This window comes from Flavobacterium araucananum (genome assembly GCF_002222055.1).
Lineage (GTDB): Bacteria > Bacteroidota > Bacteroidia > Flavobacteriales > Flavobacteriaceae > Flavobacterium > Flavobacterium araucananum.
This window is the reverse complement of record NZ_MUGS01000037.1, coordinates 59,065-78,631: the sequence shown is the minus strand read 5'-3', so window position 1 is coordinate 78,631 and position 19,567 is coordinate 59,065. Positions and strand designations below refer to the sequence as shown.

Here is a 19,567-nt window from a genome sequence, read left to right as displayed (position 1 = left end):
ATACAATGAATACAGTAGATAAAAAGAAGATAATAGATGGGGTAAATGATCTAGATAAATATGCTGAAAATGTTCTATTTTCCTTTTTTCAACCTTATTTTGAATTATTTGATGCCAATCGTTGGTATTCGAAACAAGTTTTGTTTGATACAATTGATGTTTTGCCAAAATATAATCGTTTAATTGATTCATTTTTATTGATAATTAATGGAATTAACGATTTTCAATTTCAAGATGGAAAATTTAAGATTTTACGAATTCCTTCTCAGGAAGAGCTATCATCTTCGCTTGGCATTCTTAGGGATAATTTACTAACTCATTCAGTTAGTTTTGGATCCAATGTTGAGCTTTTAGATCATTGTATTTTATCATATAATAAAATTTTACGAGGAGAAATAAGATATGATGAAATGCTTTTCTCTGAGAAAGCTTTAGAAATAGAAGGAAAAATTTATAGGGAAAATATCGCAGCAGTTTTTTTTAATGAATTTTTAGCAAATACAGTTTCTAAAATTGTTGATAGATTATCGACAAACAAAAATATTTCTCCGATTCGTATATTGGAAATTGGTGCAGGAACAGGCAGAACTAGTATAGAAGTACTAAAAGTTTTTTCAAAATCGGGTACGAAGGTAGAGTACATCTATACTGACGCTTCAGCGCGATTTGTTAATTTTGGACAAGAAAAATTTGGAAAATCAAATCCATTTATGGATTTCCGTGTTCTAGATATTCAAAAAGATCCTTCAGAATATAAAGAGCTAGATAAAAGTTGCGATATAGTTTTCGCAAGTAACGCTATTCATGGAACTTCTGTGATCACAAAATCTTTATCTAATCTTAATTTTTTATTAAAAGATAATGGCATTCTTATTCTTAACGAAAAAACTGAAGTGAGCCCTTTTTTAATGATGACATCTGGGTTGGCAGATAGTTGGTGGTCTTATAAGGATGATCTTAGATTGCCAGGTTCTCCTCTTCTTTCGAAAGAAAGTTGGAGAATAGTTATGGCGCAACAAGGGTTTGGTTATTCGAAAGGATATGCTTTAAATAAGGAGTTTCAAAGTATTATTGTTGGTGAAAAACATCATAGTACTCATGAGTTATCGAATGTTTCGAGCAATGAGGAATCTAAATCTGAATATCTTGATATTCAACATGATTTGATTAAATTAATTGCTAATCTTCTGATGGTTGACGAACAAAATATTGATTCATCACAGAGTTTTGCTGACTATGGGATGGATTCTCTAATTGGAGTTTCTTTTATTGATCAAATAAATGAACTATTCGATATCAACCTTAAAGTAACTCTTGTTTATCAATATCCAGATATAGATTCCTTGAGCCAATATATAGCCGACCATGTGATAATAACAAGGAATCCAATTTTTACGGTTACTTCCGAGGAGCATATACCAGTCTCCAATTTTTCAATGTCGCAAACATCATTTGAAATTAAACAAAAAAATGAATTGAGCGAGTTTAATGATAAAAAGGAAATAGAACCAATTGCAATTATCGGTATGTCTGGTAGATTTCCAGGTGCGAAAAATCTGCAGCAGTATTGGGATAATCTCATTGAAGAAAAAATAGAATTTTCAACTGAGGTTGAACACTGGGATAAAGAAGATATAAAGGAATATGGATGTGATCAAGACGAAATGTTGAAGCGAGGAGCCTTTCTCTCTGATATAGATTTATTTGATGCCTTATTCTTTGAGATTTCTCCACTTGAAGCTCGTTATATGGATCCGCAGCAAAGGTTATTTCTTGAAGAATCATACAAGGCAATTGAAGATGCAGGCTATAGAGCAGGTTCATTGAAGGGGGCTAATTGTGGTGTATATGTAGGAGCAGGATTGAGTGATTATGACTATTCCTCTCCAAATTCGATCTCCCATACAAGCTTAACAGGAAACATATCATCCATATTGGCAGCAAGAATTTCCTATTTTCTTGATCTAAAAGGGCCAAGTATATCCATAGATACTGCCTGCTCTTCATCTCTGGCTGCCGTAAATATGGCATGCGATAGTTTGAGAAATGGTTCCATAGATATGGCTCTTGCCGGAGGTATTTCTTTATTTCTAACTCCACGATTTCATAGCTTGGCAGGTAAAACTGGAATGCTATCAAAAACAGGTCTTTGCAAGCCATTTGATAATGATGCAAATGGTATTGTTCCTGGCGAAGCTGTAGGAATAGTAATGTTGAAACGTCTGAGTGATGCTATTAGAGATAAGGACAATATTTATGCAGTAATAAAAGGAAATGGACTGAATCAAGACGGTAAAAGTAACGGTATCACTGCACCGAATCCTGTAGCTCAACAAGAATTACAAGAGTCCATTTATCGCCGTTTTGATATTGATCCTTCCAAAATATCCTATGTTGAAACTCATGGGACAGGCACCGAATTAGGAGACCCTATTGAAATAACTGCATTAACGGACAGTTTCAGGAGTTATACCTCTCAACATAAATTTTGTGCTATTTCATCTGTGAAAGGAAATATAGGACATACATTACAAGCTGCGGGTATTAGTTCTCTAATAAAATTGGTGTTAGCCTTTAAACATAAAGTAATTCCGGCTATTGCAAATTTCAGTACTGAAAACAGTCACATTAAATTTGAAAATAGTCCTTTTTATCTTGTAAAGAACAAGGAGCCATGGATTGCTGAAAATGGGATAAGAATGGCTGCTATAAATGCATTTGGAATGAGTGGGACTAATTGTCATATGGTATTGGAAGAGTATAATAATTTTTCTTCGGAGCAATTAGAAGAGGCTTCATTAATTACTTTTTCTGGTAAGGATAAACGAGCTTTACTGCAGAAAATTACTGAATTTAAAACTTGGTTTGGAACCCATAAAGACAAGGTCAATCTTAATGACATTATTTTTACCCTAAATATTGGGAGAGATCACTTTAAACATAGGGCGGTAGTTGTGTTTAAAGGGAAAGAGGATTTACTCGAAAAATTGATATCAGAAGAAATTACATATAATTCGAACAGTCTTGTAGTTTCACAAGAGCAGCAACAAGGCAATTGGTTATCAACTGTAGAATCGAAATTAGAAGCCAGTAAGGATGATTTAGCTAGCGGGATAGCCTTTCATTATTTAAATGGTGAAAATATTCGATGGGAAAATTTTTACTCTAATGATTTTGGTAAAAGAATAAGTCTTCCAACATATCCATTTCAAGGAGATCGTTATTGGGTCAAAGAAAAACAACCATCTATCAATAACGATGGATTTACTCAGAGAAAGTTTTCTATCCATGATAAATTTGTTGCCCAACATATTATTCATGGTGTATTTGTCGTGCCTGGAGTAGCTATTATAGAGTTTGTAAGAGAGGCTTATATTGCTAGGTTTTCAAAGAGTGAATACAATTGGAAGGATATTTTTTATATTGAACCAATAGTTATTGATGGTAAATACGGGCATTCAGCAGTGCGATTCACGGAATTAGACAATAATGTAGTTCAATTTGAAGTTGTTTCCTTTGTTAATGATATAGCTCATCCAAACGCGAAGGGGATAATTTCTTCACAAGTTGAAAATTGGGATGAAACAATAATTCTTAAAAGTATTAAATCCAATGCAAATCATACTATAGAAAATCAAAACATATATAAATTCTGGGAGAGAAACGGAATTAGTTTTGGTCCATCTTTCAGATTAATTAATACAATGTATGTCAGCGACAACTCTGCTTTAGCATCGATTGAAAGTGGAGACCAAGACGATAAATATTTTTATTCTCCTTTTAAGTTAGATGCATGCTTTCAAACGATCATGGGAATATTTGATGCAGGAGATTCTCAAGGAGATTTGTTTGTTCCTGTAAGTTTTGATTTATTACAACTGCCCGATAAATTACCGAATAATTTCTTTGCGTATGCAACTAAATCTAACGATAAGTATGATGTTATTTTGTTTGATATTAATGGTTGTTCTATAGGAAGAATAGTAGGAATAAATGCAGGGCGATTAACCACAAAGCAACTTAGTGCTGATTCTCGATTGATAACAATTGAAAATAATTGGGTAATTAATAATTATTCAGATAATCTATCAGTACTAAAAGACAACGAAACTGTTCTTGTTTGCAGTCAAAATACTGCACATCATGACAGTATAGAATTGTGGTTGACTTCACATTTTCCTAAAGTTAAATTGATAAAATTAGCGAAAGGAATGCATTTTGAACAAAGCGGGAATACTTTTTCGGTTAATCTAATGGACGAAAGTAGTATTACTATGTTATTTGAAAAATTGGGTCAAAATATTCCCGATTATATGATTTGGATTTCTGAAGATGGTAAGAGCACCTCAAATGAAATGTGGCAAAATGCTTATGAGATACTTGATCGGGAGATTATTAGTTTTCATCATTTATTGCAGGTTTGGTATAAGTTTAAAAAGGGTTCGAAACGTGTACTTACTGTTTTCGAGTCAGGGGCTCTTTATAGACCTTTTTATGAAATGTATTCAGGATATAACCGAACTATAAGGCAGGAAAATCCAAATACGATTTGTAGTACATTACAAATAGAGGGAAGTTTGTCGGACTATATATCTGAATTGTTTCAGGAACTAAAACAAGCAGATTTTGAAAGTAAGTTTAATGTCGATGGAAGATCGATCAATGAATATCTTGTAAAGAATATAGTTGATCCAATAGATGAGACTAATACGATTAGAAAAAAAGGCGTTTATCTTGTTTGTGGAGGATTAGGAGGTATAGGTATTAAACTGTGTCAGTATTTGTTGAAGGAATATGATGCAAAATTAATCGTGGCGGGAAGATCATCGCTAGAAAATATTCAAGGGAAATTGACTGATTTAGGTCTTTCTTTTGAGGATTATGTGTGTTGTGATTTTACTAATATGAATGAAGTTGAACATTTGTATTATAATATTAAAAGTCGTTTTACGATTTTAAATGGAGTCTTCTTTTTACCAGGCATCATTCAAGACGAGTACTTATACCTAAAATCTACTGCCAATTTTAGAAATGTAGTTTCCACTAAAGTTAATGGTGTCTTAAATGTAGACCATGTTACACGTTTTGAACCTCTTGATTTCTTTTGTGCATTTTCATCTCTTTCATCCCTATATGGAAATGAAGGACAGGGAGATTATTCATGTGCAAATAGTTTTCTTAATTCGTTTTCTAATCATCGCAATAACGTTAAGAAAACAGGTGGTCGTCATGGAAAAACATTAGCATTGGCATGGCCTTTATGGAATGATGGCATGCAAGTTGGAAACGATATGAAGGATCATTTTTTGTCTAAAACAGGAATGCAGCCATTAGAAACTGACGAAGGATTTTCTGTAATGGAAACACTTCTTTCTCAAAAGGAAGGAATGGTTGGGATATTTAAAGGGAATATAAATCACTTTAATAAGATTCCGAAAACAAAGATCGATAGATCTTCTTCTATAAATATAGAATTAAATTCTGATCGTTTATTTGAAGAACGTGCTTTGCAATTAATTAGTTCGATTTTTTCTGAAGCGGTGGGACTTAATGTTTCTCAAATTGATACCGAAGCAAATTTCGAAATGTTTGGCTTAAACTCTCTGATTGTAGCGACTTTAAATGAAGCTTTTGAATTAAAATTTGGCTCTTTATCAAGAACCTTGTTCTTCGAATATTTTAATTTAACTGAATTAACAAACTATTTTATAGAAAATCATCAAAACAAGTTGGAACAATTGTTGTCAAAAACTCCTGATAATAAAACGATTGAGAAAGAAAATCTTAATATGCCAGAACAATTGTTGTCACAAACTCAGGATAACAAAACGATTGAGAAGGAAAACCATAGGGATTCGGAATTAGATACTGATGGTCAAGCTAAAGATTCTCAATTAAATTATTTAAGGGATCCGATAGCCATTGTTGGAATGAGCGGTAAATATGCTGGAGCAAATGATCTTGATGATTTTTGGAGCCAGCTAAGTAATGGAGGAAATATGGTTCATGACTCTGTTCCTGAAACATGGAAGTTATCAGGATTAAAAGACATGAATGTTTCCAATAAAGGTGGTTTTATAAATGAACATTTTCATTTTGATCCATTGTATTTTAATATTTCACCACGTGAAGCAAGTTTAATGGATCCTCAAGAGCGTTTGTTCTTAATGGAATGTCATAAAGCTATTGAAGCTGCTGGGTATTCTGCAGAAAGCATTAAATATTCTAATAAAGGTGAAAATCAAGTTGGAGTTTTTGCAGGAGTAATGTGGGGGAGTTATTCTTTTTTTGGAGTTGAAGAAGCTCTTAAAGGGGATAACACTTTTCCTCTGTCAACTTATTATGCAGTAGCGAATCGAGTATCTTCAAGTTTAAATTTTAATGGACCATCTATTGCTTTCGATACAGCTTGTTCTTCGTCACTTACAGCATTACATTATGCTTGTCAAAGTATCCTGATAGGAGAATGTGATGTTGCTTTGGCAGGGGGAGTTAATTTGGCGTTACACCCAATAAATCATATAGTATTAAAAGAACGAGGTTTTCTATCACCAAATGGAAGATGTAATAGTTTCGGTGAGGGAGGTGAAGGATATGTTCCGAGTGAAGGAGTTGGTGTTGTTGTTTTAAAAAGATTATCTCAGGCTAAATCCGATGGTGACAGTATTTATGGCGTAATCAGGGCTAGTGGTATAAATCACGGTGGTAAAACTACTGGTTATACAGTTCCGAATCCCACAAAACAAGGCACCCTTATTCGCAATGTTATTGAGAAATCTGGAATTGATCCTGCTGCCTTAGGGTATATTGAAGCACACGGAACAGGTACATCCCTAGGAGATCCAATTGAAATAAATGGACTTCGACGCGCTCTTGAAGGGTATAATTTACCAAATCAAAAATGTGCTATTGGTTCAGTAAAATCAAATCTAGGTCATTTAGAAGCAGCCTCTGGAATGGCAGGCCTAATGAAAGTTATTCTTCAAATTAAGAATCAGATGCTTGTGCCTTCAATTCATGCAGAAAGGATCAATCCGGGAATTAATTTTCAAGAGTCAGAGTTTTATTTAAATCAAAAGTTACAGCCGTGGTTACGAAATGAGGATTCGAAAGGTAACAATTATCCATTAACAGCAGGATTAAGTTCATTTGGCGCAGGAGGAAGTAATGCTCATGTAATTATTGAAGAATATATCGAAAAAAACAAAAATGTTTCAGATTCCAACCATCAAGAAAATGGTTCAGTTGCTTGGATAATTTCTGCACAAGATGAAAAACAGCTGATCGAAAAAGTTCAGAGTTTATTGAACCATGTCGAGCGAAATTCCTTTTCATTGGAGCAAATTGCTTATACACTTCAAACGGGAAGAATGAATCTTGCTGCAAGAATTGGATTTATTGGTTCAAATAGAGATGATTTAATTATTCAACTTATCGAATTTATAGAGAAGAGAGGGGAAAGTTCAATTACTGAGCAATCAATTAATAAAAGACAATATTTGGAAGGACTTGAACAAGGTGATCTCAAATGTCTTGTTGCTTATTGGACTCAAGGGAATAAAGTGGATTGGAAAAGCTTATATTCTATTCCACCTCAGAGAGTATCTTTACCTGTTCATCCTTTTAAACTTAAGAAATATTGGTTTTCAGATATCGAAACTCCCAATGAATCTAAAAGAGAAAAAGAGTTGAGTAAATTGAATCACTTGTTTAGAAAAAATTGGTGGACAAAAGAATTAGATTTCAATAGTAAAAGAGATGTAAGTGGGACTACTCTTGTTGTATTGACTGAAAATCAATATAATAATGAGTTTGATTTAGTTGAAAATCAATTTGAAAATTTTCTCTTCGTAATTCTTGGTTTTGAAAATTTAATCTTAAGTGTGGGTAAAGCAATAGTCATAGATATACAAAATCTTGACCATCAGTTTTTTAAGAATGTTGTTAATTCAATTCAAAATACAGAACATCTTATAGATCTTTCTAATCTAGAAGCAGAGGAAACTGTTAGTGATTATGATGGGGCAATGTGTAAATTCCAATTGTTCCAGATACTAGTAAAAGAAAATAGATTAAATGGTATGAAACTCCATTATTTCACTAGAGAATTGTTAATTTGTGAAGTAAGTTTATCTCATGTTCGAGGCGCTATGCTGATTGGAACTGTTAAGGCAATAGGTGCTGAATATAAGAAAATTGAGTCAAAAGTAATTGATATATCCACTTCTTCATGTACTGAAGCAATTAATATTGCTAAGTCAGAATTTCATTCAAATGATGGTTACACAGAAATCTGTTATCGAAATGGAACTAGATTAATTTCTGGTTTTGAAAAAGTTCCCTTAAAGTCAGAAACAAAACGACATGAAATCGAAATTAGTAGCGAATATTTCTATATTATAACGGGAGGAACTAGTGGTATAGGGTTATCTCTGGTTAAATATTTGATAGAAAAAGGAGCGAGAAAAATACTGCTGACAGGAACAGGTGCTTTACCTGAAGTTCAGCAGTGGTCACGAATTATGAATTCCCCAGATAAATATCCAGATGAAATTATAAAAAAGATTTCTTTATTAATGGATTATCAGAGTAAAAATGTAGAATTTGAAGTTTACAATGGTTCCTTAATGGATACTCACCGATTTGGAAATGTTCTTGATAAGTTAAGTTTGAGGTGGGGAACATTGGGTGGATGTATGCACTGTGCTGGAAAGGCAAATTATGATGAACCCGCATTTATAAATAAAACAATTGGTAAAGTTATTGAGGTTTTTGAACCAAAGGTAAGTGGATTAATTAACCTCGACCGTTTGTTGGCACCTCTGAAACCTAAATTCGTAGTGTTGTTCTCGTCTTCTTCGGTTATTCCTGTACTGGGAGTGGGGGCATCAGAATATGCGGGAGCTAATGAATTTATGGATTATTTTGTTAAATCAAAGCAAAACGTAAATGGTACACGTTATTCATCAGTTAATTGGACTTCTTGGAAAGCCTCAGGAAGTGGAGCGATTAAAGGAGAATTCTACTATAAATTTGGATTTCAGGCTTTTGACAATGACACTGGATTTGATTTACTTGAAAAAGCGATGTCCAGTTCAGAAGCTGTTGTATTCGCCGCAGAAATGGAAAACATATTGATACCGGCAGATAAATGGCTCACGGTACAGCCATTTTCAAAAATTGAAACAGAATTGGTTAATTCACAGTCAGTTTCAAAAGATGAAAGGATTTATGACAAGATTAAAATGAAATATCTTGTTTCTATTGTGGCTGAGATACTAGAAGTTCAGGAAAGCGATATTGATATTAGTGTGCCTCTGGAGGAATTAGGAATTGATTTAATTAGCAGAGAAGTTATTATCAAATCTTTGATTGAATACAGTTATGATAATTTTGAGCTCGAAAGTTCTCTGACTTTATCATCTTCAATTATCGATAACTGCAAGATGACAATTTCCTCAAAAGTTATTGAAGATAATTATTGGAAGGATGAAATTAGTCAGAAAAGGAAGTTCGAAGATGCAGTAACGAAAATTCTAAAAGACACTTTAAATCTAGATGATGAGCAAATAGATTTCGATAGAAATTTTGCCGATTATGGAGTTGACTCTATTTTATTAGCGGAAATGGTGTCTAAAATAGAAGCGCTGGTAAAACATCCAATCGATCCATCCATTTTGCTCGATAATGATACACTAAGTCAGCTTATTGGCTATTTGTCAGCAGAGTTTTTGCATAAAACAAAAAGTATAACAGATTCAGAATCAAACAATATAAATGATGTAGAACTTTTAATAAGTGAATCCGAAATTACATCAATGGATATTAAAGATTTTGGAGAAGCCATTGAATCATATGCCTTTGAATTGTTAAAAAAGGCATTTTATCAACTGGACAATAGATTTGGAGAAAGTGGATCAATGAGTAAGAATGATTTCCAATCAAGATTAGGAATCAAGTCAGTTTTTAATCCATTATTTGATGCTTTTTTAGATATTCTCGAAAAGAAAGACGTAATAAAAATGGATGAGAACATTATTACATTTTTTAAATCAGAAATTTCGACAGATAACTATCTGGAAAGAACAAAACTTAAGTTAAAAAGGGCTAGTGTCTTAATGGAACCCCATATTAATTTTGTCACCCGCTGTATTTCGGCTTATCCTAAGATTTTGAAAGGAGAAATAGACCCAGTTGCTGTCGTGTTTCAGAGTGGTGACCTATTGGAATTGCAGAAAGTATATTCAGAGGATCCGCAACTTAAAGAATTGAATCGTCAAATTGGTAACTCAATAAGCGGATACATTCAACAAAAAAAGGGAGACGATGCAATTAGAATTTTGGAAATTGGAGCAGGTACAGGTAGTACAAGTTATCCTGTATTGGAACAATTAAAATCAGTTGATAAAACTATTGAATATTATTTTACAGATGTTTCATTATCATTTCTTAAGAATGCTGAGAGAAAACTTCAAAAAGAATTTCCGAATGTCATTTATAAAATATTTGATGTTGAAAGTTCAGGATTAAAACAAGGATTGGACTACGAAATGTTTGATATTGTAATTGCGTCAAATGTTTTACATGCTACTACTAGCATAACCAATACGCTTGGAAATGTAAATGAATTATTAATGCCAGGAGGGCGATTGTATGTTTTGGAATTAGTAAAGTATAGCAGCTTGTCAACCTATACGTTTGGTTTGCTGGAGGGCTGGTGGAAATTTGAAGATAATCAAAAAAGAATAGAGCACTCTCCATTGATTAATATAGAAAATTGGAAAATATTTATTCAGAAAGCAGGAATGGAATTCTCAAAATTATATCCAGAAGTGATGGATATGGAAGGATATTTTGATTATCGAGTATTTATCTCTTCTAAACCGAAAATGAAGAAAGATTTTTTAAACGAGGAAAATTTAAATTCTGAGGATAATAAAATAGCTGTCGTTGGTCTGTCATGTAAATTTGCTTCAGCTAACAATCAGCAGGAATTTTGGGAAAGTTTAATTAATAATGAAAGTTTAATTTCTGAAGTTTTGCCGGAACGATGGGAAAAAGAAAAGTGGTATTCTGAAGTTAGTCAATCTGATAAAAGTGATAGTTGCTGGGGGGGCTTTATCAATGGCGTCGAATATTTCGATAATCATTATTTTAATATGTCTGAGGAATTAGCCAGAGAAGTAGATCCAGCGGCCCGTTTAATATTAGAACAATGTACAGAAGCTTTAAGTGATAGTGGGTATACAGCAGACGAAATAAGTAAACGCAATATTGGAGTATTTATAGGAGCAAGAAAATCAAGTTACAAACCTGACAAGATATCTCCCAATACGATTATTGGGTTGGGACAGAATATGATAGCTGCGCATGTAGCACATTTTTTTAATTTAAAAGGACCAGCTTTGGTAGTAGATACTGCTTGTTCATCTTCACTAGTTAGTTTACATCTTGCAGTACAGAGTATTTCCACAGGTGAATGTGATTGGGCAATTGCTGGTGGAGTAGATTTATTACTTGATGAAACTCCATACCTGCTTTTAAGCAAGGCGAATGTCATATCTAAATCTGATAAATCATATGCTTTTGATAAACGGGCAAACGGATTTGTTCCAGGAGAAGGAGCTGGTTGTGTAATTCTTAAAAAAATGTCTGATGCAATTAAAGATGGTGATAACATTTATGCGGTAATCGATGGTACTGCCACCAATAATGATGGTAAGACGATGGGAATAACAACACCAAATCACGTAGCCCAAACAGATGTCATTAAAACGGCAATGGCCAAGAATAACCTGAAGGGGATTGATATAAATCATATAGAAGCGCATGGCACTGGTACAAGTATAGGAGATCCAATAGAATTAAAATCTTTAACATATGCTTTTGAAACAGAAAAACGACAATTTTGCGGAGTGAGTACAGTAAAAACTAATATTGGGCATTTGTTATGTGGAGCTGGAATTGCAAGTTTTATAAAAATGTCTTTATGTCTTAAGAATCAGAAATGGGTGCCTACACTCAATGCAGAATTTCCTAATCCTAGATTCGATTTTGAAAATTCTCCCTTCTATATTCAGCAAAAAGTTCAGTCATGGAATTCAAATGATACACCAGTGCAAAGGGCTGGTATAAGTTCATTTGGCTTTGGAGGGACCAACGCTCATGTAATTATTTCAGAATTTAGAGATAAAGATCATTTAAATTATAATAAGGTTAGAACATCTTTATCTCCACCAAAATGGGATAAAAAAAGGCTTTGGTATGATTTTATTGATAAATATTCTGTCATAGAAGAGATTGAACCTGCAAACATTATTACTGAACCTGAAGTTGAAGAAATTAATATGGAAAGTTTTTTTAGTATAAAAGAATTAATTAACGATTTGAAATAGAATTATGGAGCAATTAGTAAATAAAAACTTTCAGATCAGAATTGACAAGAATAACCCTATTTTAAGGGATCATAAAGTAGACAGTATTTCTATCCTTCCAGGTGTTGTTTATCTTGACTTTATATATCGTGTATTAGAAAACGCTAAATATGAAGTATCTAATTTTAGAATACGACATATTACCTTTAAGCAGCCTTTGAGGTTAATTAATGATTTCGACCGCGTATTAACAATGAAATTGAACAGAAGCGAAAATGGCATGTCTGTTACAATCGAAAGTTGTATTGCTAATGATGAAGACAACTCAATAAAGCATTTTGAAGCAGAAATTATAGCTAGATCATTTGAACCATTACCTGATCTTGATCTTGAAGAGTTACAATTAAATAAAATTGGATCTATACCATTAACTGAAATTTATTCAATAGCTGAAAAATTTAAAATTCAGCATGGTAATTATATGCGTGCCCAAGGATTCCTTCATAAAACAAAGGATAAAGTTTTTGCAGAGTTGACAGTATCTGAATTACATGGGGCAAACAACAGATATGTTGCAAATCCGTGCTTAATGGATGCTGCAACACTCGTTGGATTGGTTACCTTTGATGTTTCTAAATTATCAAAACCACTTTTACCAATTGTTATTGAGGAATTTACCATGGGAATTCCTTTACCACGTAAAATTTTTGTTGTAGCTAAGAGGCTTGATGAGGAAATTATTAAAGTAAAAGATATTGTGACCAATAGCATCGAAATATACGATGAATTCGGAGTCAGTATAGCAACGATCAAAAATCTGAAAGGAAAAATTATCAGGAATCAGATAGATTTTAATGGAAAAAAACAAGAAATTAATATTATTCCTCAAAATATAGAGAATGGTCATATTACTCTAGATTTAATAAAAAGAGATTTCATTAAATTACTTCATGTTTCATATAAAATCCCTATTGATAATTTGAAGTCAGACGTTGGGTTTTATGACCTCGGTCTTGATTCAAACGCTTTAATGTCTATAGGAGAGGCATTGGAAAGTAAGGTTCAAACAAAAATTTATCCTACACTTTTGTTTGAGTACCCAACAATAGGTGAACTGGTAGATTATCTTTATGATAATTATAAGGAGCAATATATTCTTGATATTGAATTACCAATTATAAAAGCGCCTAAGCCTATAGATGTAGAAAAGAATATTGAGTTTACTAAGAATAATCAAACGTTAGTGACGGATTCCGATAGCGATAATTTTGCAATAGTGGGGTTGCAAGGTCGTTTTCCTCAATCAGAAAATATGAATCAATTCTGGGAAAACCTCGAAAAAGGAAAAAACTGCATTGAGTCTATTCCTCTGAATCGTTGGGATCATACGGAATTCTATTCTAACCAACGAAAAAATATTTATAAGACCAATAGCCAATCAGGAGGATTTGTTAAAGATATAGACTTATTTGATCCTTTGTTTTTCAAATTGTCTGGAAGGGAAGCCGAGAGAATTGATCCTCAGGAACGTTGTTTTTTAGAAATGGCTTATGCTACGATGGATGATGCTGGTTATACTGGAAGCAAGTATAAGTCATTAATGAATGAACATGAAAATAAAATTGGAGTTTTTGTTGGTGTAATGTGGAATACATATGGCTGGAATGCTTTAGAGCAGAGTGTTGGTAAAAATTATGAAATATCTTCACCTTTCACCTTCTCAATTGCCAATAGAGTATCTCATTTTTTCGATTTCAAAGGCCCAAGCTATGTGGTTGATTCTGCATGTTCCTCTTCTTTACTGGCTATTCATAGGGCATGCGAGGAAATTAAAAGCGGTAGCTGTAAATGGGCTTTGGCAGGTGGTGTTAATCTGGCAACTCATCCATCAAAATATGTTTTTCTCAGCCAGTTTGGTATGATATCACCAGGGGATAAAAATTACAGTTTTTCAGAACATGCAGATGGATATGTACCTGGAGAGGGAGTTGGATGTATACTGATTAAATCTTTAACAGATGCGATAAAGCACGGTGATCATATTTATGGAGTAATTAAAGGTAGTGCCGTAAATCATGGTGGAAAAAGCGCTGGTTACTCGGTTCCAAATCCCAATGCTCAAGAAGCTGTAATTCGTGAAAGTCTTGCCAAAGCAAATGTTTTACCAGAACAAATTAGTTATATTGAGGCTCATGGTACAGGAACATCTCTTGGAGATCCAATAGAAATAAATGCACTGTTAAAGGTTTTCAAAGATCGAGCTAATCCACTTTTGGTAGGGTCAGTAAAATCTAATATTGGACATTTAGAAAGTGCCTCTGGTATTGCAGGGGTAGCCAAGGTACTTCAACAATTCAAACACGGAAAAATAGCGCCCTCAATTCATGCTGATCAACTTAATAAGCAGATCGATTTTGGTAATAATGATATCGAGATTGCTACCAAACTACAAAATTGGCAACCCTCTCTTAATCCAAAAGGAGAACTTTCGCGTATCGCTGGAGTAAGTTCGTTTGGCGCAGGGGGAACGAATGTTCATGTTATTTTAGAACAGGCACCTGAAAAAAAACCTTTCCTGCAAAAACAAACAAAAGAAGAGATATTTGTGCTTAGCGCAAAGAATTATCGTACTCTGGAAAAATACCTTGACACGATAATTAGTCATATTCGTCTTGAAAAAAATACTATCATTTTCAACGATGTAATTTATACTTTACAACAAGGGAGAAAAGCAATGAATTGTCGATTGGCTATTGTTTGTTCAAATTTAACGGAATTAATAAGTGCTTCCGAAGTATTTTTGAATGGACAAATTTCAGCTAATATCTTTACGGGTGAATCGCTTTCAACTTCCAATGAAGACATTGGAAATGAAATAAAAACACTTGCGAGATCTTGGGTGAATGGTCAGCATGTTGACTGGAGTGAAAAAGAGTGTACTAATGGATTAACAGTTTCACTACCACCATATCCATTTGATCGCAAACCCTATTGGATTAATGTTGCAGAGCAATCATTTAAGCAATCTGAGAATGCTAGTAACCCATTTGCATGTAAAAATGTCTCTACAGTAGAAAATGTAGTATTTGAATTTAACTTTTCTGGAAAGGAAAACGTAATAGGGCATCACAAATTTCAGGGTAATTCTGTTTTTCCGGGTGCTGGATATATTGCTATGGCAATTCAGGCAGGTAAACAGGCTTTAGGAATAGAGGTTTTTCCAATGGTTAAAAATGTTAAGCTTGTACGATCCCTTACTTTGGTTGGTAGTCCATTCTGTTTACGAGTATTTATAAAAGAATTGGATGGGATTGTCAGTTTTAGTATTTCAGATTCCCTAGATGAAAAAATAGTGTATTGCAAAGGGAAATTATTAAAATCAAATGTAACGAAAACTCAAATTAGTAAAAATGAAGTTTCTTTTGATTTAAGCCTTAATTCAAAAGAAGTTTATCAGAGTTTCTTCGATAATGGAATGCAGTATGGTTCCTCTTTTCAATTGATAGAGCAATTGTCTGGAACGAAATTAGAAGCTAGAGGAAGAGTTCGAATCCCACTTGAATTAATAAAAGAAAATCGAACTAATCCCTTTATACCACAACTTTTAGACGTTGCGTTACAAACTACTTTAGGGGTTGATTTTCTTCAGAACTCAGGCGGGGTTCCGGTCGGATTTGATTCGGTTGAACTTTTTAATGATCCAACTGAAGAGAATACCATAGTAGTCCAAAAAAAGGCTGAATTAAACAAAAAGCAATTTTATGATATTTCAATATTCAATATTCATAATGAAATCGTACTTCATATTGTTGGATATGAATGTTTAATTATAGATAAGAAAAATCTAACAGATAAACAAAATAAGATTATTTCAGAACATAATGATGTTGTTTATTTTAATCAAAATTGGGAGAAGTATAAATTAACGGAGAACTCAGTAAGCGGTAATTTGGTAATATTTGTTCCTTCCATAGAAAATACAAAAGTTGTAAATAGTGATACTCTGCCTCTAGAACAACAAATAATTGTCAAGCATCAAGACAATTATGAAGAAAAATCAAGCAGAGAATTTGGCTTAAATTTTCATGAACCAGCTGACTTTGATCGTTTATTTAAACAGTTGGTTTTATTAGGGATAGAGATTAATGGAATAATAAGTATATCAAAGGTTGATGATGATTCGTCAACTGCAGAGCAAGCTATCGATCAGTGTAGTATTGAAGAATTAGTGTGGAATAGTACTTTTGGTCTTCGTTTGTGTCAGGCTATTAACAGAAATAGAGTAAAGACATGTAAAAATCTGTTATGGGTAGGGAGTACTTCTTCAAATTATGCTGAACCAATGCAGGAAGCCATGATGGGAATGTTTAGAAGTTTTGAAATAGAGTTGCCAGGGATATTTTTCAGAGGATTATGGATCGATAATCTTAGAAGTGACGGAATTTCAATAAGACAGGCAGAAAATGTAATAAAGTCAGAAGCTAAATATATTAAAATAAAGAGTGGAGTCAGTTTTGCACCTCGTATAGTTGAAGATAATTTTTCGTCAAAAACTAGTGAAAGGATTGTTGAAAAGGGCATTTACCTAATTACTGGCGGAACTGGAGGAATAGGAAAATTAATTGCGCTGTTTCTTGCTGAAAAATATCAGGCAAAGTTGATTCTTGTTGGGCGAAAGTTGATAACTAGTGAAATAAACGTTTTTCTAGAATTAATTGAAAGTTTAGGAGGGGAAGCTACTTATTATTCATGTGATATATCGCGGACTCAAGATCTAAAAGAAGTTATAAATGAAGTAGAAAAACGATATCAAAAAATAAACGGAATAATTCACAGTGCAGGACTTGTTAAGGATTCCATGTTGACAAAAAAAGAACCTGAGGATATGTCCAAAGTTTTTGAACCTAAAGTACAAGGATTGTTAAATTTAGATCAGTTAACGAAACATCTAAATATTGATTGGTTAGTTTTATGTTCTTCTGTTTCAGGAGTTTTTGGAAATATAGGGCAAGCAGATTATGCAGTAGCAAATTGTTTTATGGACAACTTTGCATTATCTCGAAATATAGCTCAATCGGAGGGAAAAAGAAATGGGACGACGATATCGATAAACTGGCCTTACTGGAAGGAAGGAGGTATGCGAATATCCTCACAGCAGTCGGACCGTCTGGAAAGGATAATTGGGATGAAACCTCTGGAAACGTCGGAAGGGATAGGTGTATTTCTTGACGCTTTAAAAATGAATATTCCGCATACAATTGTTTTTAAAGGTGATAAATTAATTTACTTAGAAAATGTAATTTCAAGATTCCAGTCTTTCAATCTAGAAAAACAATTTGATAATGAATTGTATAAACATGCAAGTGTTGTTGAACCTGATAGTAATAAAAGATTACTAAAAGATTTAAAAATAAGGCTGAATTCTATATTAGCGGCAGCACTAAAAGTTGAACTTGATGATATTGATTACGATACAATATTAGAAGAGTATGGATTAGATTCCATTTTAATGACCCAAATTTTGGATGAAATGGAGCTTGAACTAGGGTTCACAATTGAACCTGGAGCCTTATTGGAAAACCCAACAATTAATTTGTTCGCAGATTATTTATTAGAGAATTATAGAGAAATATGTTTTACCTCTGAAAATGAAAATCAAAAAGAGAGGAAGGAAAAAATTTCAGTTATAGAAGATGATGCTTTAAATTCCGGAGATAAGGAAAGTGAAGATGATGAATATGCAGTTGTGGCAATGGCTAGCAGGTTTCCAAAGTCACCAAATATTGAGAAGTATTGGGAGAACCTCTGCAAAGGAGACAGTCTTGTCGATAAGATCGGTGATGATAGAATGGATATTGACGAATTTTTCGATCCCAAGGTACAAACGCATGGGAAATCCTATTCGAAATGGGCAGGAATGATCGAAGGAGTAGACCTTTTTGATAATGGTTTCTTTAATATATCTGAGGATGATGCTCTAGTGATGGATCCACAACAAAGAATTTTGATGGAATTGACCCAACACTTGTTTGATCATGGTGGTTTCAATATGGATGAATTAAATAATCAAAATGTGGGTGTATTTATTGGAGGAGGAGCCAATAACTACTACGAAAATGCTGAAGCCTTTTTAACTCCCGAGCAATCGAAGAAGTTGGTTATTAATAAAATCCCTAGTATGATTTCTGCAAGATTATCAAGCTATTATAATTTAAAAGGGCCCGCGCTTACTATCGATACTGCTTGTTCTTCTTCTTTAGTTGCTCTTCACCAAGCATGTAAAAGCTTAAAAGAAAATGAATGTAAAATGGCTATTGCTGGTGGTGTTTTTTTACCCATAGACAAACATCTTATGATTTCATTTAGTAATAGTAAGGTACTGGCCAAGGATGGAAAATGTAAGGTTTTTGATAAATCTGCTGATGGAATTGTATTAGGAGAAGGTGCCGGATTAGTAATGATTAAACGATTAAAAGAAGCCATAAATGATGGTGACCAAATTTTTGGAGTTATTAAAGGAAGTGCCGTTAATAATGATGGGAAGACTATGGGAATAACTGCTCCGAATATGAAAGCTCAGGAAGATGTAATTCGGGAAGCAATTAAGGACGCGAAAATTATCCCATCTACAATTGGATATTTGGAAGCGCATGGGACTGGTACATTGTTAGGTGATCCTATTGAAATTAAAGCTGCAGCAAATGTATATGGTGAACATACTGATGAAAAAGGATTTTGTAAAGTTGGTTCTGTGAAATCTAATATGGGGCATTTACTGACTGCCGCCGGGGTTTCGGGAGTTATAAAAGTGCTCTTGTCTCTACATCATAAAATAATCGTGCCAACGCTAAATTGTGATCTACCACACCCCAGATTTGGTTTTGGAAAAAACCCTTTTGAACTTTCTCGGGAGCTACAGCCTTGGAAGGAAAAAAATCATCCAAGGAGAGCTGCAATTTCATCTTTTGGGTTTAGTGGAACTAACTGCCATGTTATTCTGGAAGAAATGGATTCTTCTTATAAACCAAGCCGTCAAAGTTTAGATCTTACAAAATTTGATAGAAAGCGGTTTTGGTTAGGAAAAACTGTTGTTCACTCATCGGAAATTGAAGTAGAAAACATTCTTAATGGAATCTTCTCAGGAAAGCTGAGCGAAGAGGATGCGTTAGAGAAAATTAATGAATTAATGTAAA

General features: G+C 33.6%; 2 protein-coding genes. Both read left to right on the top strand.

Going from position 1 to position 19,567, the window contains the following annotated elements; translation table 11 throughout:
• The first annotated feature begins 5 nt into the window (after positions 1 to 5).
• Entirely contained in the window at positions 6 to 12,395 is a 12,390-nt protein-coding gene (locus B0A64_RS17015) for an SDR family NAD(P)-dependent oxidoreductase (RefSeq protein WP_089480701.1), read from the top strand.
• 4 nt (positions 12,396 to 12,399) lie between these two features.
• Positions 12,400 to 19,566: an SDR family NAD(P)-dependent oxidoreductase gene (locus B0A64_RS17010; RefSeq protein WP_089480700.1), complete on the top strand. Its 7,167-nt coding sequence runs from the start codon at positions 12,400 to 12,402 to the stop codon at positions 19,564 to 19,566.
• Position 19,567: the final 1 nt, after the last annotated feature.

Excerpts from the sequence above, each read along its gene's own strand:
- B0A64_RS17015 (WP_089480701.1), top strand. The coding sequence starts at position 6 with ATGAATACAGTAGATAAAAAGAAGATAATAGATGGGGTAAATGATCTA.
- B0A64_RS17010 (WP_089480700.1), top strand. The coding sequence starts at position 12,400 with ATGGAGCAATTAGTAAATAAAAACTTTCAGATCAGAATTGACAAGAAT.